The organism is Phascolarctobacterium faecium DSM 14760, assembly GCF_003269275.1.
Taxonomy (GTDB): domain Bacteria; phylum Bacillota; class Negativicutes; order Acidaminococcales; family Acidaminococcaceae; genus Phascolarctobacterium; species Phascolarctobacterium faecium.
In genome coordinates this window covers 52182-71918 of the sequence record NZ_QLTS01000010.1, presented here as the reverse complement: position 1 = coordinate 71918, position 19737 = coordinate 52182, and the positions used below count along the sequence as shown (strand labels likewise).

Below are 19737 nucleotides of genomic sequence, written 5' to 3'. Positions count from 1 at the left end.
TTATTTTTTGACTTGGCAAACGCTCCTCTTTCAAGAAACGCTCGCCCGCACATTCGTTTTTGGTTATTGTTCAGTTTTCAAGGTTCTGCCTGCCGCCGCATTTCGGCGACTTGTATATAATAGCATTCCCCGTTACTTCTGTCAACACCTTTTTTACAACTTTTTTATGTTTTTTTAATTATTTTGTAAGTACTTACTGATCAATGGTTTAACGATACATTTACCGTTGCTGTAATCCGCCATAAAAACCACTCTTTCCGCAACTCCAGAATACACATTATAGTCAAACGCTTCAATAGGATAATTCTTACGTATCTGCCTCCAGGTTGAAAAAATATAATCCGGCAAATATTGACGAACCTCGTCTTTATCCCGCCAAAAGGCCATAGCACGTTCATTTAATTCAGCTGTTTTCCATCCCATCCAGCTGGGAAGCCAGTTAGGCTGAGAAACAAATACATCAAATCTTAATATTTCTTTTACATTTGTTTTTTCGGAAGGATAACAGTCACATGTAAATTCCCACAACAATTTTGTTACACCGCGAGCATTATGTCCCTGAGGATACAAGCCTCTGCTTTCCCACCATTCTGTCAGCTTGCGATAAAAATCAAATGCAGTTCCATTATTTGCCTTTATAAGATATGCTAAAACGTTATTAAACTTACCTGTATTGTAGGTATTTTCAAAAACATCTTCCAAAACTTTAAGAAAGCGTAATTCTTCATATCCCATATACTTAGTCTGAACAACCTCATAAGGCGGTTCACTCATATACAGCAAACCGTGTTCTTGAGCCTGACTTTGCATAACCGTCCCCTGCAGCACTTTTAAAAATCCTAACTGCAGCATATGCGGTCTCAGTCCATAAACATCGTTAAATGATTTTATAAACTCTTTTAGTCCTTCATATGGTAAGCCAGCAATTAAGTCGAGGTGCAGATGGATATTATTGTTTTGCAAAAGCCGTCCGACATTATCTGCTAATTTCTTCCAGTTATTTTCCCTGCCGATGGCTTCCAATGTTTTTGTATTTGTGCTTTGAACACCAATTTCGAACTGAAAACGACCTTCTGGTACTGTTTCCAAGAATTTCAATGTGTTTTCTGAAAGCAAATCAGCTTTAATTTCAAAATGAAAGGTCGTCTCTGTATCAGCCATGGATAAGTAATGCATGATAGGCAGAAAATATGTTTCATCCAAATTATATGTACGGTCAACAAATTTTACCAGTGGCACTTTCGCTTCCATAAAGTGTTCTAAATCCAACAGTACTTTTTCGAGCGGACGTCTGCGAACAGAATGAGAAATACCAGATAAACAGTAGGAACACTGGAAAGGACAGCCCCGTGTACATTCATAATAAACTATTTTATTTTCAGCAACTATAGTTTCCAAATCAGGGTATGGGAACCCCAACTCTGCCAGATCTTCAACAACTGTTACACCGCCATTAATTTGCACAGCACCATTTTTATCACGATAAGCAATGTGCGCCGGCACCTTATCGTCAGCATTTTTTAATGCTTTTAACAATTCAGAAAAGCAAATTTCTCCTTCACCCTGTACAATAAAATCTATTTCACTTTTTTCGTTAAAAATTCTTTCTGGCTCAAAAGCCACCTCAGGACCGCCAACAACTATTTTCGCTGCAGGCAGTACTTTTCTGACTAACTCTATCAAGCTGTAGACATAAGTTTTATTCCAAATATGCACAGAAAATCCCACAACTTCTGGCTTGGCTCTTGTTATCTCTGCCAATACCGCCAAAAGCGGAGTTTGTATGGTCTCTTCGATAAGCGTTACTTCTATTGCGTTTTTTCTGCAGAATTCGTTTACATAACGCAGTCCCAATGCTGTATGAACATATTTACTGTTAATAGCTACTAAAATACTTTTCATAAAATCACGCCTCTAACCTTTCATATGCTGTCTGTGTTATAATAATAAAGTATTTTAGATTTTGCAAGGAGTGAATTTAATTTATGACTAAAAATAACGAACCCGAGCATGGCAGTTTAGTGTCGCGCAGTAGTATAGACAGCCGTTTTCAATGGAACATCAATGATATTTATCCCGATCAGGAATCCTGGAAAACAGCAAGTCAGCAATTTAAAAAGGATGTTGACGCTTTTAGTCAATATAAAGGCCAACTGCATGACTGTCAGACTTTAAAAACGGTATTGCGGGAACAGGAAAAACTTTCCATCATTATCAGTAAATTATATGCCTATGCAAGACTTCAGCAGGATACTGATAATGCCAATCAGCAATTTCAGGCTCTGGTGGGCGAAGCCGAAGCTTTAGCCGCCGCTTTCAGCAATGCTGTTTCCTTTGTTGAACCGGAGCTTTTATCATTAAGTCAGGAAAAATTAAACGATCTATTATCTGACTCTGATTTTAGTGATTATCGATTTTATCTTAATAATTTACTGCGATTATCCAAACATGTTCTTCCCAAAGAGCAGGAAGAACTGCTTTCATTGAGCCAGCTGGCAACTTCAGGCCCAGCTGCTATTTTCCGCAGCTTAGTCAGTGCTGATATGCAATTTCCTCTGGTTAAAAATTCAGAAGGACTGGATGTAACTGTCAGCGAAGGCAATTATTTGCTCAATATGACCAGCAATGACAGATTACTGCGCCGTAATTCTTTCAAAGGCTTAATGACTACTTACCATAAATACCGCAATACGCTCGCCAATACGCTTTCCAGCAATTGCCGTGTCAGTGCGTTTTATGCAACTGCCCATAAATATCATGATACTTTAGAAGCCTGTCTCTCTGAAGATAATATACCGCCAAGTTTATATGACGGTCTGATTGAGACCGTTCACGAAAATTTAAAACCTTTACATGAGTATATAGCCCTAAAAAAAGAAATACTTGGATTGGATGAATTTCACGCTTATGATATTTACCAGCCAATCAGCAATGCCGCCGACAGCTTTGCCTGTGATTTTGATGAAGCAAAGGTCAAAGTAACAGCAGCGCTCTCTCCTTTGAGCTATGATTATCAGGCCGCCTTACAAGAGGGTTTCGATAAACAGTGGATCGATATTTACGAAAACAAAGGTAAACGAAGCGGAGCTTATTCATGGGGAATCTACGGAGTACATCCTTATGTTCTGCTGAATTATCAGCCCCGCTATAACAGTATATCTACTCTTGCTCATGAAATGGGACATGCACTGCATAGCTATTTCAGCAATAAGTCCCAAACATATATCAACAGTGATTATTCTATTTTCTGCGCCGAAGTCGCCTCTACCACAAATGAAATCTTACTTTTAGAGCATACCTTAAAAACAGCTTCTCCAGAACAGAAAATCTATCTTCTCAACCAATTTCTCGAAGCCGTACGTACTACCGTTTACCGTCAGGTACAATTTGCTGAGTTTGAAAAGTTCATCCATAATGAAATCAACGAGGGCCGTACACTGCAGGCTGCAATGCTGGAAACCTATTGGTTGGACAGCAACAAACGTTATTATGGCCCTGCGCTTACTGTAGACGCAGAATTAGCCAGTGAATGGTCACGTATCCCTCATTTCTATACCCCATTTTATGTATATAAATATGCAACCGGTTACAGTGCAGCCACCGCCTTTGCCTCGGCAATACTCGAAAATAAACCTAAGGCAGTAGAAAAATATCTGCACTTCCTTGCTTCCGGCGGCAGTGACTATTCTCTGAACCTGTTAAAAACAGCCGGTGTCGATTTAACGACCCCTTTGCCGGTTACCGTAACACTGCACAAATTTGCAGAAAAACTACAAGAATTAAAAACTTTACTTGGAAAATAACAAAAAGAAACTCCGCTTGTTTAAATAACAGGCGGAGTTTCTTTTCTCTAAAATAAATCAAATAAATTTAGTTTTTAGACTCAACTCTGAACACATTTTTTAATTATTTTACATAAAAAGCCGCATAATGAATACTACTACTGCTCCAATAGCAGCAAAAATCAAAAATGTAGGCAGCAAAAAGAAAAAGATCGCTAAAATACCACCTAAAATCAACAACGTCATCAAAATACCGCTTCCGCAACCAAAACTATGAACACGGATCTGCGGACCGCCGTTATTTTGTTCATAAGTTCTACGCTCTGTGCGCATATCTTCTACGCGGGTTCCTCCTTCTGCATTACCATCCTGCTCAATAGTAACGCCATCAAAGGTATCTCTTTCTTCAGGGCGCAGAACCTGTACTTCGGCTTCAATACTACAATGACAATATGGACACTCCTGCGTGCCACGTTCTAATTCTTTTCCGCAAAAACTACATTTCATAGCAAAACTCCTTTTTCACGTTAGGAAAGCGCCATCAGCAAAATTCCTTCTTCGTTGATGTAACGTGGATCGTGTTTTTCTATCCCCAAAGTTACCCATATTTCCTTTGCCATACGCCTCATTACGTCCAAAGGAACATTGTGGCACAACTCAGCAATTTTTTCATCATCATAATTGTAGACACCATTTGTCTTGATAAAATCAAAAATAGCTCCTGCAGCCCAAATATCAGGCATTCTTACTTCTCTGCAGAACTTAACCTTAAAATCAGACCACAACTGTATGACCAATTTAATATCGCGTTCAGCAAAATGATATGGCTCCATCATCTGTCTGATTCTCAGAATAACTCTGTCCTTATAATCTATTTCCGTAGGAAGATAGTTTTTATGCTCAGTTTCATAGTTAAAATTATTCAGATTTACAAAAGCAGAATATAAAAATACCATATGCCGAAGCAGCATCGGATTTCTGGCTATAAATGCTTCCCAATCCGCCGCAGGATCCTGAATATTATACCATTCCTTACACGACTTCAGTGTATTAAACAGACGTTTCTGCGCTACTTTGCCTATTTTAAGACAGCTTACATAATTCATTATCATACTTTCATTATAAAAAATATGGCCCAGCAAAATAGCGTCATTTAAATCTTCCGATTCTTCCAGCGGCAGACTTAACGTATATTTTTCTCCACTCAGCCAGTCTGTACAATAAAAAGCACCGTCATCTGTATAACTGTCAATTTTGAATATAGCCAGCCTTGCTTTGCATAATTCTTCTAAAACATCACGGTTACGTTTGGCAAACTCTTCGTCGTAATCGTCACTCTCAGGCAGGCAAGTCCGTTCATAAAAGAATTCCAAAGGTCTTTTATCACTACGCAGCAAATGATAGTCAAACAAAAAATAATCCCAAAAGCATTCACTGGTTTCTTCAATACTATCTTTTTTTTCATCTTCATAGCCCATTAAAATACCATAATATAAAAACGCAGCTCTATCGAGGTCCAAACGAAAATATTCTCTCTCAAAAAACCTATGCAGTACCTCAAGCAATTCCTGCAGGCGCTCTCCAATATTTAAAAATATTTTAGCAGGTATATCCGGAGTCGCATTCCACGCTCTTTCTGCATTTGCTTCATCAAAGCTTCCATCCGGTAAAATTATATTCATTTTACCTTCTTGCAGCAATATTTCGGCAGCAGTAGCAGGTACCGTATCATTAGAAATGGCATTTTTACCTTTCAAATATTTAAACAACCCGTCACATGTTTCTAAAAAATCTTGTGTATTCTTATAATCAGGAGTAAACTCTGAAATATTTCTGCCGCACCAAGCTATACAATCAATAAAATCATCCGCATTCATATCTCCCAGAAACGTTTCAGCACTGCCAAGATATAAACACAGCATCGTTAAATTATCCCAACTACGATATAAATCACTGTTTTTTTTGCCTTTCCATGCTTCCATTCGTAAAAAGCCTTCGGCATATTCTTGTCTGAGCAATGTGTTCCAGCCTTCATCATGGGCATAAAAATCTTCTACTAAATCATACACATTGTCTTTTTCATTATTCATTAATCTAAAATCCTTCTTTCCCTGCAATGCTGTTATTATATCATAGCGTTCCCATGCTTTTCAATTGAACATTCTGTGACAGTAAAAAAGCTCCGATATCAAATATCGGAGCTTTTGGAGTAAGCAATTCTTATTCTTCACCGATTACCAAAACTTCTGGCTGCAATTCAACACCAACACCAGCTTTTATTTTGGTCTGTACGTCCTTAATAAGCTGTAAAACATCAGCAGCTGTAGCACCACCAACATTAACAACAAATCCAGCATGCTTAGTAGAAATCTGGGCGCCACCTACCGTATAACCCTTTAGCCCGGCCTGATCAATCAGAGTACCGGCAAAATATCCTGGTGGTCGTTTAAACATACTGCCTGCACTTGGCATTTCTAACGGCTGTTTACTAATACGCCGGTGACTGAAATCATCCATTTTAGACTTGATTTCATCTTTATTACCGGAAGGCATTTTTAAAGTTACTTCTGTAACAATAAGTCCACTGTTCTGTAAACTGGTTTTTCGATAACCAAAGTTCAGCTCTTCAGCAGTAAGAACACGTTCATTTCCCTGTAAATCCATAACCTTTACACAATTGACAATATTCTGCATCTCACCATCATAGGCGCCAGCATTCATATACACGGCACCGCCAATACTTCCAGGAATACCTACAGCGAATTCCATTCCGGTCTTTCCGCATTCCATCGCTTTATATGAAGCTAATGCCAGTGAGTAACCAGATCCAAAGACCAACAAGTCCTCTGCTTCATAAAAATGCCGCAGCATATTCCCCAGCTTTATAACAATACCACGGATGCCCTTATCGCGCACTAAAACATTTGATCCATTGCCAAGTAAAGTAAGAGGAACAACAGTTTCCTTGACCACTTTCAAAACTTCCCGTAATTGTTCAATGGACTCCGGCAAAACCAGAATATCAGCTGGTCCGCCAATCTTAAAAGATGTATGCCCACTCATCAGCTCATTCAAACGCACAGTACAGGAAACAGAACTTTTCAGTTGTTCAGCTAAATCCAAAAACTCTTTATTCACCAGCAACTTCCTTCACTACGTCTCCGATAGATTTTGAAATATCACCCATCATCATTTGAAAACGCATAAAGGCATGCAGATACTCCATAGCAACTGTATTTAACCCTAAAATGCCAGTAAGCTTTTGTAATTTTTCATTTTTTTCTTCCGGAACTTCCTGTCCCTGATATTTCGCTAATTCTATTTCCTGGCTCAATTTTAAAAATTCCTCAGCCATCTCTTTGCCTTTTGGATCTTGCTCAAGAGCAGCTTTAGCTTCTTTTAATTTTTTGTATTCCTGACTTTCGCGCATAGCTTTGGCCAATTCATTTGCACAATCGTAAACGTTCATGCTGGTTCACCTCTTAATTTTTTTTAGCTTTTATATTATAGCATATCTAAATTTTCTGTAAAGCTTTAGTTCAATCCCTGCAGCGGTACATTTAAATGACTGTAAACAGTATCCGGTTCATATTCAAAATGCCACCATTCCATGTCGCTGACAGAAAAGCCTTCCAAGCTCATCAGCTGATGCAGCAAATCACGCTGGTAACGTTCTAACTCTGTCCCGCCTGTAAACTTGCTATATTGTCTGATGGACGGTTCATCAAAATCACTGATCATTTCCACTGATTCACCTGTTTCAAGATAATAAAGGCTTACGTCAACAGCTTTGCCTGTATTATGAGAAAACCCCTGCTCCGGAGTTGGCAGCATTTGTTTTTTATCATCTGGGAACGCGTCATAGGCAAGCTTGGATACAGACCACGGTCTGTAGGCTTCCCAAATAACAAGGCCATAACCATAATCAGCAAGTCTTTTCTGAACTCGTCCTAAGGCCACAGCCGCCACTCTATCAAGATAAGCCTTCTTGACATCAACAATAGACATTCCAAAGCAATTATTGGTTCCTGCATAACGCAAATCAAGCTTTATACCTGTTATAGCTTTTGTAACATCGACTAACTCCGCCTGCTTGCCAGTCGTCAATGCTGAAGGTATAGCCGCTTCTGATGCAGCCTTTTTTAACCCCTGCCAATCAGACGGCTGCGGAATACGAAAAGGCTTTTCTCTATCTGGCCCAAAAAAGGCCCTGCTGTAACGATTGCCGCCTATTTTACACGTAATGCCATAACCATCAGGATCACGTTCAAAACGCACACTGGTTTCAGTATTGTTCATCGGTCCCGCTTCCAGAAGAGTATATGAATCAAAGCGTTCCTTTTTCAGCGGAAACTGATTGCTGTTTGCAAATTTATAATCTTCACGGGTCGTACGGTATAAAAGTTCCAATTCGCCATTGCGTTCCCTTATAACGAACTGCTCACCATTCCCATAATACATACCCAATAGGTATTTCAAATCCTTTGGGCATTCTCTGGGTTCAAGTACCGCAGCCTGTCCAGGCAGGCTTTGTACAACAAGTCCCGCACATAAAAGTATTGTTCCAAGCAGCTTTTTTATCATCGTATAAGCTCCTTACGCACATCAGCCAATGCATTAAGCCTTGCACGCACCTTGTCTATATAAGCTAAATCAATGTCACAATAAATGATTTCCTCTGCACTGCCACCTTCAGCTATAATTTTTCCCATAGGATCTACTACCATCGAATGTCCGTAAAAAGGAGCCCCTTTAAAATTACCGACACAATTAACAGCAACAATATAGTTATGATTTTCTGCCCCGCGGGCCTGTGACAGTAAAGTCCAAATATCCCCCCGGGCCGACGGCCATTCTGCAGGCACAAAAATTATTTTTGCTCCCTGAAGTGATAAATGCCTGTACAATTCAGGAAATCGCAGATCATAACAAATAGTAGAACCACAAATAACTCCGTTCAACTCATAAGTATCAAAATTATCACCAGCAGCAAAAAAACGTTCTTCATTAAATAAACCAAAAAGATGTACTTTGCTGTAAGACGCTACAACACTGCCCTGTTTATCAATAACTACGGTATTATTATAAATTTTTCCATCTTTATGACGCAAAGGAATAGACCCTGCAACTACTGCACAGTGATGATCATTGGCAATCTTTCGTACTGCAGCAATCGTACTCCCATCTATAGTTTCGGCTTCTTCTTCAATTCGTCCTAAAGAATACCCTGTGGTCCAAATTTCAGGCAATACGGCAATGTCGCTGTTAGCAGCAGCCTCCTGCAGTAAGTCAAGCCCATGTACAATATTCCCAGGCGTGTTTTTCTCTGCTATTTCCATTTGGATCAATGCAACTTTCATTTTCTTTCCTCCGGCAATAAGCCCTGTGCATCTAACCTGCGCACCAGCATTTTTTCTATTTGCCTTGTAATTCTTGTCATTGGAAATTCCTTCCCCTGTAACGAACGTACCCAAAGCACAGTAAACCCCATCCGTTTTGCTCCCAACACATCAGTTAAAAGCTGATCACCAATGACTAACACTTTACCCTGCTGCCTACCAAAACGTTTAAGAGCTCTTTTAAACCCCCAAGGCATTGGCTTTACTGCCCAGCTTACTGCTTCAATCTGAGCAGCTTCGCTGATTTTCCGCAGTCTTTCTCCACCATTATTAGAAAGCAACACTATTTCAATTTCATTTTTGCGAAGTAATTGCAGCCAATTCAGTACATCTGCATCCAGCTGTACTTCATCACGCGGCAGTAAAGTATTATCAACATCTAAAATAACTCTTTCTACCTGTTGCTTTTTCAGCCATTCAACCGGAATCGACGCAATACTGTCAAAGCGAAAATCCGGGCAAAAAATTTTTAACATAAAACGACTTTCTCCTTCGGAAAGGTAACTTCAAATCGTGTACCGACACCCGGGATACTAAACACCTGTGCTTTAGCCCCGTGAACACGGATAATTTCCTTGGCAATCGCAAGTCCAAGCCCTGTTCCAGGTACATTACGGCAATGAGATTTATCCACTTTATAAAATCGTTCCCAAATAAACGGCAGATCCTCTTCTGGAATACCCGGTCCCTGATCTGCCACTGAAAGCAGCACACTGCCATCTTCTTGCCTTACTGCAGTAAAAGAAATAGTGCCATTATCCGGAGAATATTTCAGAGCATTGTCACCCAAGATCATAATAAGCTGTACAAGTTGGTCGCCATTACCTACTACAGCGATATTTTCATCTGCATGAATAACCAATGTCACATGTCGTTTAACCGATTTAACCATCAGCTTTTCTGTGACATTTCGCACAATTTCTGCTAACGGTAAAGGCTCTATTCCTGTCGTCAGCTCATCACTGGCCTGAAAACGACTTATATTGAGAAGTTCCCTGATCATGCGTTCTAACCTGATAGTTTCTTCATTTATCAAAGCACGGTAGCGCTGGATCATTTCTTTATCTGTAATAGTACCATCGCTGATAGCCTCATTATAACCACGAATAATAGTTATAGGAGTCCTTAATTCATGCGAAACATTAGCAACGAAATCACGGCGGATTTTTTCAGTTCGCTCTGTCTTATCAACAAAAGCACTGAGGTCATTACCAAGTGCATTCAAAGCCCTGCCTAAAGCAGCCACCTCATCTTCGCCATGTACTTCTACCTTACGTGTATAGTCGCCGGAAGCTATAGCAGCCGCACTGTCTTTCATTGATATCAAAGGCCTGATAATAGAACGTGATAATCTCCTGACCATAAATAAGCTTAAAATAAGCGCCAGTACACCTACGATCGAAGTATATATATATATATCACGCAGAAAACTATCGAAACCGCTCAGCGGCTCTGCCAGCAAAATAGCTCCATGTGCCCCATCCTGTTTACCATACGGCACACCAACCAGCATAACCTGTTCTTTATAATACGGATGAAAAATCTGTGATTTTACCGATTTACCACTGTAAACATCTTTCAAGATACTGCGTACTTTAGTAGATAAATTGCCACCTTTTATCTCTTTTCCTAAGAGCTCGGTTCCCTCTTTCGAATTATAATTGCGGATCAATTTGTTACCATCTGCATCTTCATCAGTATTAACCAAAGAAGCAGCCAAAAGATCATATTTATTGTCAAAAAGCCAAATACGTGCTCCAACCAGCCTGTCTACAGCAACTATATAGCGGTGCAGCGTTGTTCGATCAGTATCACGCAGCATAAAATATTCAATGGTTTCAGCCATTTCATTACCTTTTTGCGCCAGCTCCTGCTCTTTAATCTTAAAAAAATAGTCGGCGATAAGGTAAGAAATACCCGCTGTCACGCCGACTACAATAACTACGATCAAAGCCATGAAGCTGTACATAAGCCGGGTACTTAAAGACTTATTCACTCTTCACCTCAAATTTATAACCAACACCCCAAATAGTGGTAATATCCCATTTAGAATTTTCTGGAATGTTTAGTTTTTGGCGAATACGTTTGATGTGCGTATCCACAGTTCGTGTATCACCATAATAAGAATAACCCCAAATGGTTTCCAACAGCTGGTTTCGAGAAAAAGCCTTACCAGGATTGGTTGCCAAGCACCAGAGTAATTCCATTTCTTTAGCAGTAAAGGTCATTTTCTGACCAAAAGCAACCACCTGATACTCTTCCATATCAATTGTCAACCCGTCATATTCTACCCGCGAACGACCTTCCTGTTTTTCCTGGGCTCCAGCACGTCGCAGAACCGCTTTTATACGGGCAACTACCTCACGGCTATTAAAAGGCTTCGTAATATAATCATCCGCACCGATCTCCAACCCTAAAATACGATCATCATCTTCATCTTTAGCCGTCAGCATAATAATAGGTAGATCAGACATTTTGCGTACTTGCTTGCAAACCTCCAAACCGTCCATGACTGGCATCATAATATCCAAAATAAGAATATCCGGCTTCTCAGATTGTACTTTTAAAATCGCCTCGGCACCATCAGCTGCTTCGATAACATCAAAGCCTTCTTTTTCGCAATACATCTTAAGAATCTCGCGAATATGCTTTTCGTCGTCGGCAATTAAAACTTTTTGAATATCCATACTAATCACCTCATAACTATTCTTGCTTATTATTATACAATAGTTTTCTTTAAAAAGCCTGTTTTTATACTGCTTTCACAAAAATATTACAACTTAAACAGATTTATGACAAATAAATACATTTTCAGTCTCGTTTTTCTCATAAAAAAAGCAGACAAGAAAACTTGTCTGCTGAAAGTTATATTTTTATAAAACGCGGCAGGCTCCGTAATAACGTTCGCCCCAGTAACCTGTGAACGCATCAGCCACAACCACGCCTGTGCTGGTGCCGGCATGGATAAATTTGCCATCGCCAAGATAAATACCGCAATGAGAAGCACCTGGTTCATAGGTAGAAAAGAAAATCAAATCTCCCGGACGCAGTTCGCTCATGGAAATCTGACGGCCATAATATAACTGGCTATCAGCCATACGGGGAATGCTGATTCCTGCACGTGCAAAAGCATATTGAGTAAAACCTGAACAATCAAAGCCATAAGTACTGGTACCGCCAAAAACATAAGGCGTTCCCAGAACGCTGTATGCTGCTCGAATGACATTACGCACTGCAGCACTGCGACCGGAACGATTAGGAGGCATGTCTTTCTGCATCAATGCACGATAAGTATCATTGCCGATAATTCCGTCTACCTCCAAACTTTTATCTGTTTGGAACTGCTTTACAGCAGCTTCTGTTTCAGGACCGAATTTACCGTCAACATTAGATACTTTATATTGTAATTCTACCAGACGTTTTTGAATATCAATGACTTCTTGCCCTTCGTCACCACGTTCAAAAGACGCCAAGGCAGTCGCAATGTTCATAAAACAAAACATCATTGTCAATACTACACATAACAGCTTTTTTTTCAGCAAGCACCGCACATCCTTTCTCAACTGTAAATAATTATAACATAAACTTACAATATTGTAAAACTATCTTACTTTTTTCCGAGATGACGTCCTACAAGATACAGCGGTCTCTGCTTAACTTCTTCAAAAACACGTCCGATATACTCTCCCAAAATACCAATGCCTACTAATTGAATACCTCCCAAAAACAAGACACTGGCGGTCATTGTCGCCCAACCTGGTACAGCATCGTCAATAACATATTTAACATAGAAAACATGCCCCAAAACCATCAGGCTGCAAAGCCCACAGAACACGCCGCAGTAAAAGGCCCAGCGCAATGGCAGATTTGAAAAAGAAGTAATCCCATCCAATGCAAAATGCAGCATTTTACGCAGACTGTACTTTGATTGTCCCGCAAAACGCGGCGGAGCCACAAATTCAACCTTAGCGACCTTAAATCCTAAGGTATTGATAAGCCCTCTGATAAAGCGCGCTCTTTCACGATACAGACGAAAAGCCTCCACAGCTTTTTGGTCCATAAGCCTGAAATCGCTGCCTCCGGGAGTGATTTCCACTTTAGACATGATATTGATGAGTTTGTAGTAAACTGCTGACGAAAAACGTTTCATAAACGAAACATTCTCTGTACTTAGGCGGATCGTCTGGACAATTTCATTTCCATCTTCCCACAGCCTCAGTAAGTCCGGAACTAATTCAGGCGGATGCTGCAAATCTCCATCCATTGTAATAACAGCATCACCATCAGCATAATCCAAACCGCAGGTCAGTGCCAGCTGATGTCCGTAATTACGAGAAAGCAAATAAGCCTGTACGCGCTCATCATTGCGGACCAATTCCGCCAAAATCACAGCACTGCTGTCTTTAGAACCATCGTCAACAAAAGTAAGATCGTATTCGTATGGCAGTGCCGACATAATATCTGTCAGCCGTTGGTAAAATTCCCTGAGATTGGCCTCTTCATTAAAAACAGGCACGACAAAAGAAATATGTTTCATTAATTTACCCTCACCGTCAATTTAGAATACTTTTATATTATATCACTATTTTGAAATTAAAATGAAGTGATTATGTGAATTTTTAGAAAAAAGAAAAGCTGCCTGAAACAGGCAGCTTAATATCCAAGAATACGAGTGCTCAATAAGCCGAGTTCTGTTCCGCAAAGCGGTGATGATCATTTATCTAGGCCTGTAATTACTCGCAGGCTCCAGCGACACAACCCGGAAGGTTCAGCGGGCCGCTTCATCCCTCCCCTATTTGGTCTTGCTCCGAATGGGGTTTACCTAGCCGGCCGGTTACCCGACCGCTGGTGCGCTCTTACCGCACCGTTCCACCCTTACCTGCATAGCAGGCGGTACACATTTCTGTGGCACTATCCCTGAGGTCACCCTCGCCGGACGTTATCCGGCATTCTGCCCTGTGGAGCTCGGACTTTCCTCGTTAACGCCTAAGCATCACCGCGATCATCTTTCGCACTCATATCGTTTGTTAATTTAACACATAGAGATTATTTAGTCAAGCTTCATGCAATAAAAAACGCTGCAGCATTTTATTGTATTCCCAAGGATTTTTTCCTTCATTTTTACTGAACTGATTCATAATCGCATCAATTTCATCAGCATAATGCACAATAAAGCTTTCTTTCGTTGCACATGCAACCGGCGAACCTTTTTCCTGTTCACCATGGTGTGATAAAACAATATGCAACAGCTGCTGCAGCTTAGGTCCTGTTACTTTTGCCTTGCCAGCTGCCTCCTGCACCATCACCGCCGACATAGACACATGCCCCAGCAATCTTCCTTCCATCGTATATGGAAAACCTATATCCGAAGAAATTTCTCTAATCTTGCCAATATCATGCAGCAATGCTCCTGCAACGATCAAATCCTTATCCACGCCACCAATACGATCTGCCAACGACTGAGCAATACCGGCAACATCAACAGAATGCTGCAGCAAACCTCCGATATAAGCATGATGTAAACGCATTCCCGCCGGATTGATCAAAAATTTATCATATAAAGTCCCGCTGAAAATATTTTCCAAAATCAATCTTATTCCCGGGGTCATAACTCCTTTGATAAGTTTTTGCAGCTTATTTTCATATTCCTGATGATCAAAATCACCATTAGGCAGCAAATGGGTAATATCATCTTCTGGCATAATCTCTTCCATCCGTTGTAAAACCAGCTGCAGCGTCATATCATTAGAAAATTTATTAATATCTACCATGCCGCCAACCATCATTACTTTAGGACCTTCCATAGACCTCATCTTATCTACAATGCCAGCTTCAAAAACAATAAACGGCATTTTGCCGCTGTTATCTTCCAGTAAACCGCGCGCAAACACACCGCCATTAGACGAATTACCAATTTTCTGCACACGCAGCAATACAGCTTGACACACTTTAGTGCCAGCCTTAAAATCACTGATCATATTTGTCACCATCCTCTAAAGCATACCGGTTACAGGTATTGCAAAATTTTGCTTTCCTTCGCTACCAAAACCTGAGCATTGAATCCGCCTGACGTTAGACGCAGTGCAATTCTGTCAGCAAGCGTATTTATCATAGGTAATTCAGTTCCCTGATGTGTAGCATCAATTATATTCAAGCCGCTGTATACTGCGTTCTGTGCAGTATGATATTTCACATCTCCAGTCACAAAGGTATCTGCTCCGGCAGCCAGTGCCTCATCAATGAATTCAGCACCTGCTCCACCACATACAGCAACCTTGCTTACCCTGCGTCCAGCGTCACCTGCAATTATATTGTCTAACTTTAAGACGGTTTTAATTTTTTCACTGAACTCCTGCAGAGTCATCGGCTCATGTAAACATCCAACCCGTCCTAAACCTGCTTCTCCACCGGCAGCAGGAACTAAAACTTCAGTATGCAACAACCCAATTTTCTCTGCCAAAACATCATTAACACCGCCCAATACACTATCAAGGCTGGTATGTGCACTATAAACAGCAATTTTATTTTCAGCACAATCTAGAAGTAATTTATGCTGCCAGCTCCTGTCGGTCATCTTTTTTATTGGATCAAAAATAACCGGATGATGTGTTACAAGCATTTGTACTTTATGTTCAACGGCCTGCTCTACTACTTCAGGTGATACATCCAAAGCAACCATAAGTTTTTTTACCGTATTACTACTGCGCCCAACCAACAATCCAACATTATCCCAAGGTTCTGCTAAATTAGGCGGAGCTATGCCATCCATTACTTTAATGATATCATTTACCGTAGCTTCCATCGCCTAATCCCTCCAGTTCCTGCAATAAAGTGTATATTTCCTGATATTTTTCACTTTGCCTTGCTTCTGCACTGCGGCACATATTCAGCAGCATCTTTTGATATTGACCGCATACTTTAGCAAAATGTTTTTTGAAAAGCGGCGGCCTTTTTTCCAGCAAGCGCGGCCCTATTTCACATTCCAAGGCGGTAAAAGCAGCCTCAGCGCCACGTTCCAGAACAATGATTTCATAAAGATGCCGTCCTTCTTCAACAAGAACTTCATCATCAATACGCCAGCCGTTGGCATTGGCCCAACGCCTTAAAGAGGATGCTCCAGCCATCGGCTGCAATATCAGTTTTCTGGCTTCCTTTGTAGTGTCCCTGGAAGCTTCAAGGATTTCAATCATTGTACCGGCACCCATACCCGCAATTATAATAACATCTGTTTCACCAGGCTCTATAATGCTTAAACCATTACCCATCCTTACTTCTACTTTATCATTCATGCCATACATAGCAACTGTATTACGTGCAGCAGCACAGGGCCCCTCAGTAATATCACCAGCAACTGCTTTGATAATCACTCCACGCTCTGCCAGCCATGTCGGCAGATATGCATGATCTGTTCCTATATCTGCTATGCTTACGTTCTGAGGAACTAATCTTCCAATCGCTTCCAAACGCGCACCAATGTTCATATTGCCTCCCACATCATTACTTTATCATACAAATTATAACATATTCCTGTCTTCCAGTTGGTTATTTCTTTGTGAAACTCAGAATGCCTTCCCTTAAAATCTTTAAGGGAAGGCATTCTGAATAACTTAACCTTTAGCAATCAATTCAATCAGCTTCAATGTCATCTGACAGGATTTTTCTAATGCCAGCAGTGGTAAAAATTCACAGTTAGAATGGAAATTATGTCCTCCGGTAAAATAGTTTGGCGTTAAAATTCCCTGCGTAGAAATATAGGAACCATCAGTACCACCGCGCATGGCAATAGTATTTGGTTTTATTCCCAGCTCTGACATCGCCGTATAAATATAATCTATACATTTTCTATTCTCATCATTGACAGCATCTGCAATATTTCCATAAGTATCCGTTATAGTACATACTATTTCTGCACGAGGATATAGCTTCTGCAAAGATTCAACATTTGTTTTTATCAGATGTTTTCTAGCCTCATAGGTATTTTTATTATGATCGCGTATATCCAGCTGAACTACGGCCTCGCTTTGATTGGAAATAATAGACTTCGCCCAGATGTAACCTTCCGTTCCTTCTGTATGCTCCGGTGTCTGCATCCTGTCAAAGCTGTTTATCAAGTCAACAGCAACCAGAGTTGGATTTACCATTACCCCTTTCGCCGACATAGGATGTGCACTTACACCTTTGATTTTTACTACCGCACTGCCGGCATTGAAAGTTTCATAAACAACTTCGCCCAATTCACAACAGTCAATAGTATAAGCAAAAGCTACCGGAAATTTACTGAAATCCATTTTCTTTGCTCCGCGCAATCCACATTCTTCATCAGGCACAAAGGCTACATAGATATCTCCGTGCTGCAGGTCTTTATTTTGCACCAAAGTTTCCAATGCAACCACTACATTTGCTATGGCAGCCTTGTTATCAGCGCCCAATACACTTGTACCATCAGTGCAAACTATATCCTGACCTTTATATTTTAATAATTCTGGATGTTCTGCCTCGCGAAGATAAATCCCCTTTTTTTCATTCAGACAAATATCCCCGCCGCTATAAGACCGTACCACCTGCGGTTTGATATCAGCTGAAAGATTAACATCCACAGTGTCTAAATGAGCAACAAAACCAACCGCCGGAACTTGTTCACCGCTTCCGGCTGGTAAATTAGCCGGAAGTTTACCTGTAAGAACAGAATATTCACTGATCTCAAGATTAACTAAGCCCAGTTCGTCAAGATCTTTTTTTAATAATTCAGCTAAACTTCTCTGACCTTCTGTAGAAGGAACTACTGCCTGAGAAGCATCGCTTTGACTTGTTACTGCTACATAACGTAAAAAACGTTCTAATAAACGTGTCTGCATTCTTCTGCCCCCTTACTGATCGTTAAAACCGTCTCGGATAAACATAATCTGCCTGGAACCCCAGTGGTATATCCAGCCACCAAAATAAGTATAACATAAAGGTAAGAGAAACCAATAATGCTATAGTATACGGCAGCATCATGGAACTTAATGTACCAATACCAGCATTTTTTACATATTTCTGGCAATACAGAATTATTAAAGGATAAAAAGCAAACATTGGTGTTACAACATTGACCGCAGAATCACTGACTCGGAAAGCAACTTGTGTCAGTTCAGGCGCAATTCCTACCGCCATCAGCATCGGCACAAATATCGGAGCCAGAATAGCCCATTTTGCTGAAGCAGAGGTAATTATAAGATTAAGCAGAGCAACAAAAACAATAATACCGAAAACAGTTACCTGCGGCGGTAAATTCAATGATTTTAAGAATTCTGCACCGGATACAGCAATCAGTGCTCCCATGTTCGATGCGCCAAACGCATATAGGAATTGAGCAGCAAAAAAATAAAATACGATCAGCTGCACTAAAGTTTTCGTAATCTCTTCCATTGCCGCCGTAACATCTTTAGGCGATTTGAATTTACCGCAGGCAATACCATATACTAAACCAACCAAAGCTGCAAAAATAAAAATCAGCGACACTATCGACTGCATTATCGGAGCCTTAAAGCTGGCAATAACGCCATCAGGAGCACGCAGGATAGAATCTGCCGGATACAGTGCTGCGGCAAGCCCGGTCAACATCAACAGCAATACTGCTGTAGCTATTTTAAAAGCCCTGTTCTCCGAAGGCGTAATCGAGCTGTTATTTTCGTTGCCCAAGTCCAGATCGTCATCAAGCGGACAAGCCTTCCAAAGCCATGGGTTAGTAATCTTTTCCGTTACCCACCAGCAAGCACCAATAACTATAAACGTAGAAGCAAACGCATAAAAATAGTTGCATAATACGTTTACCTGATATCCCGGATCAATAATCTGGGCCGCACTTTGAGTAAACCCCTGAATAACAGGATCAATAGCCGAAGGCGTATAGTTGGCAGCAAACGCGCCGGCAATACCTGCAAAAGAAGCAGCAATACCTGCTAAAGGATGCTTACCTACTGCATAAAACATATAAGCGGCTATCGGGATAATGATGACATAACCAGAGTCGGGCCCCAAATGACTGAGCATCCCTACCAGAATAACTACCGGTGTGATCAGAACTTTAGGTGTTATAGAAAGTATCTTTTTCAACCCTGTATTAATGTAACCAGACCCATCGGCAATACCAATACCAAGTGTTGCTACGATAACCATACTTAGCGGTGGGAAATTTGCATAATTAGTGACCATTTTACTCATTAAATCAACTAGCGCCTTACCGCTGAGCATATTAGTTATTTCGATAGGCCTGCCGGTCGCCGGATGCACATAATTGAAATGTATCTGCGCTAAAACTGCCGACACTACACAAACCAAAATAAAGGCACTGATGAAAAGAATCGTAATATCCGGTATTTTATTACCGATACGCTCTATAAATCCTAATATGCCTCCTACCTGCTGTTTACTTTGACTTTGCTGCAATTTTGAAGCCTCCTAACTAATTTTATCTGAGAAATATCATGATTTAATATTATAGCAAAAGTCAGTCGGCAATACCACTTACTGCAGTAACCTTTATAAAAAATTTGTACTCTTTTCATAAAAAACTG

Annotated in this window: 18 protein-coding genes and 1 other RNA gene; 1 reads left to right on the top strand and 18 read right to left on the bottom strand. The window is 40.5% G+C overall.

Annotation, left to right across the window (positions count from 1 at the left end; translation table 11 throughout):
• Positions 1 to 174: 174 nt before the first annotated feature.
• Positions 175 to 1902, bottom strand: a complete 1728-nt coding sequence (locus C8D73_RS10055) for a B12-binding domain-containing radical SAM protein (RefSeq protein WP_113078105.1) — start codon at positions 1900 to 1902, stop codon at positions 175 to 177.
• An 83-nt stretch (positions 1903 to 1985) separates the two neighbouring features.
• On the opposite strand from C8D73_RS10055, the gene pepF reads away from it, so the two are divergent.
• The gene (gene pepF, locus C8D73_RS10050; protein WP_113078104.1) at positions 1986 to 3803 is read left to right on the top strand and encodes an oligoendopeptidase F; all 1818 of its coding nucleotides are present in this window, start codon (positions 1986 to 1988) and stop codon (positions 3801 to 3803) included.
• A gap of 108 nt (positions 3804 to 3911) precedes the next feature.
• Here the strand turns inward: pepF and C8D73_RS10045 are convergent, their stop codons facing one another.
• From C8D73_RS10045 to C8D73_RS09965, 17 genes are all read right to left on the bottom strand, one after another.
• The gene (locus C8D73_RS10045) at positions 3912 to 4289 is read right to left on the bottom strand and encodes an NfeD family protein (RefSeq protein WP_021717387.1); all 378 of its coding nucleotides are present in this window, start codon (positions 4287 to 4289) and stop codon (positions 3912 to 3914) included.
• A gap of 20 nt (positions 4290 to 4309) precedes the next feature.
• Positions 4310 to 5872 carry a hypothetical protein gene (locus tag C8D73_RS10040; RefSeq protein ID WP_021717388.1) on the bottom strand — a complete coding sequence of 521 codons (1563 nt, stop codon included), beginning with the start codon at positions 5870 to 5872 and terminating at the stop codon, positions 4310 to 4312.
• 130 nt (positions 5873 to 6002) lie between these two features.
• A complete protein-coding gene (gene murB / locus C8D73_RS10035; RefSeq protein ID WP_370821965.1) occupies positions 6003 to 6923 on the bottom strand; it encodes a UDP-N-acetylmuramate dehydrogenase in 921 nt (306 codons plus the stop codon).
• Positions 6913 to 7251 (bottom strand): YlbF/YmcA family competence regulator, encoded by a 339-nt coding sequence (locus C8D73_RS10030; RefSeq protein WP_021717390.1) that lies wholly within the window; start codon positions 7249 to 7251, stop codon positions 6913 to 6915. The genes murB and C8D73_RS10030 overlap by 11 nt, the downstream gene beginning before the upstream one ends.
• Positions 7252 to 7316: 65 nt before the next feature.
• A complete protein-coding gene (locus tag C8D73_RS10025) occupies positions 7317 to 8366 on the bottom strand; it encodes a M15 family metallopeptidase (protein WP_113078103.1) in 1050 nt (349 codons plus the stop codon).
• Positions 8363 to 9142 (bottom strand): carbon-nitrogen family hydrolase, encoded by a 780-nt coding sequence (locus C8D73_RS10020; RefSeq protein ID WP_021717392.1) that lies wholly within the window; start codon positions 9140 to 9142, stop codon positions 8363 to 8365. Before C8D73_RS10020 ends, C8D73_RS10025 begins: the two co-directional genes overlap by 4 nt.
• Positions 9139 to 9657 (bottom strand): YqeG family HAD IIIA-type phosphatase, encoded by a 519-nt coding sequence (locus C8D73_RS10015; RefSeq protein WP_021717393.1) that lies wholly within the window; start codon positions 9655 to 9657, stop codon positions 9139 to 9141. Before C8D73_RS10015 ends, C8D73_RS10020 begins: the two co-directional genes overlap by 4 nt.
• Positions 9651 to 11177, bottom strand: coding sequence for a sensor histidine kinase (locus tag C8D73_RS10010; RefSeq protein ID WP_021717394.1), 1527 nt, complete (start codon positions 11175 to 11177; stop codon positions 9651 to 9653). The genes C8D73_RS10015 and C8D73_RS10010 overlap by 7 nt, the downstream gene beginning before the upstream one ends.
• Positions 11170 to 11868 (bottom strand): response regulator transcription factor, encoded by a 699-nt coding sequence (locus C8D73_RS10005; protein ID WP_021717395.1) that lies wholly within the window; start codon positions 11866 to 11868, stop codon positions 11170 to 11172. Before C8D73_RS10005 ends, C8D73_RS10010 begins: the two co-directional genes overlap by 8 nt.
• A gap of 186 nt (positions 11869 to 12054) precedes the next feature.
• Positions 12055 to 12732, bottom strand: a complete 678-nt coding sequence (locus C8D73_RS10000; RefSeq protein ID WP_370820492.1) for a C40 family peptidase — start codon at positions 12730 to 12732, stop codon at positions 12055 to 12057.
• A gap of 56 nt (positions 12733 to 12788) precedes the next feature.
• Entirely contained in the window at positions 12789 to 13718 is a 930-nt protein-coding gene (locus C8D73_RS09995) for a glycosyltransferase family 2 protein (RefSeq protein WP_021717397.1), read from the bottom strand.
• Between the two features lie 128 nt (positions 13719 to 13846).
• Positions 13847 to 14199: RNase P RNA component class A (gene rnpB, locus C8D73_RS09990), an RNA gene on the bottom strand.
• A gap of 36 nt (positions 14200 to 14235) precedes the next feature.
• The gene (locus tag C8D73_RS09985) at positions 14236 to 15159 is read right to left on the bottom strand and encodes a 3'-5' exoribonuclease YhaM family protein (RefSeq protein WP_021717398.1); all 924 of its coding nucleotides are present in this window, start codon (positions 15157 to 15159) and stop codon (positions 14236 to 14238) included.
• 29 nt (positions 15160 to 15188) lie between these two features.
• Entirely contained in the window at positions 15189 to 15983 is a 795-nt protein-coding gene (locus C8D73_RS09980) for a Nif3-like dinuclear metal center hexameric protein (protein WP_046430728.1), read from the bottom strand.
• Entirely contained in the window at positions 15964 to 16662 is a 699-nt protein-coding gene (locus C8D73_RS09975) for a tRNA (adenine(22)-N(1))-methyltransferase (RefSeq protein WP_113078102.1), read from the bottom strand. Before C8D73_RS09975 ends, C8D73_RS09980 begins: the two co-directional genes overlap by 20 nt.
• A gap of 126 nt (positions 16663 to 16788) precedes the next feature.
• Positions 16789 to 18036: a peptidase T gene (pepT, locus tag C8D73_RS09970; protein WP_113078101.1), complete on the bottom strand. Its 1248-nt coding sequence runs from the start codon at positions 18034 to 18036 to the stop codon at positions 16789 to 16791.
• Positions 18037 to 18058: 22 nt separating this feature from the next.
• Positions 18059 to 19609 (bottom strand): AbgT family transporter, encoded by a 1551-nt coding sequence (locus C8D73_RS09965; protein WP_113078100.1) that lies wholly within the window; start codon positions 19607 to 19609, stop codon positions 18059 to 18061.
• Between the last annotated feature and the right edge of the window lie 128 nt (positions 19610 to 19737).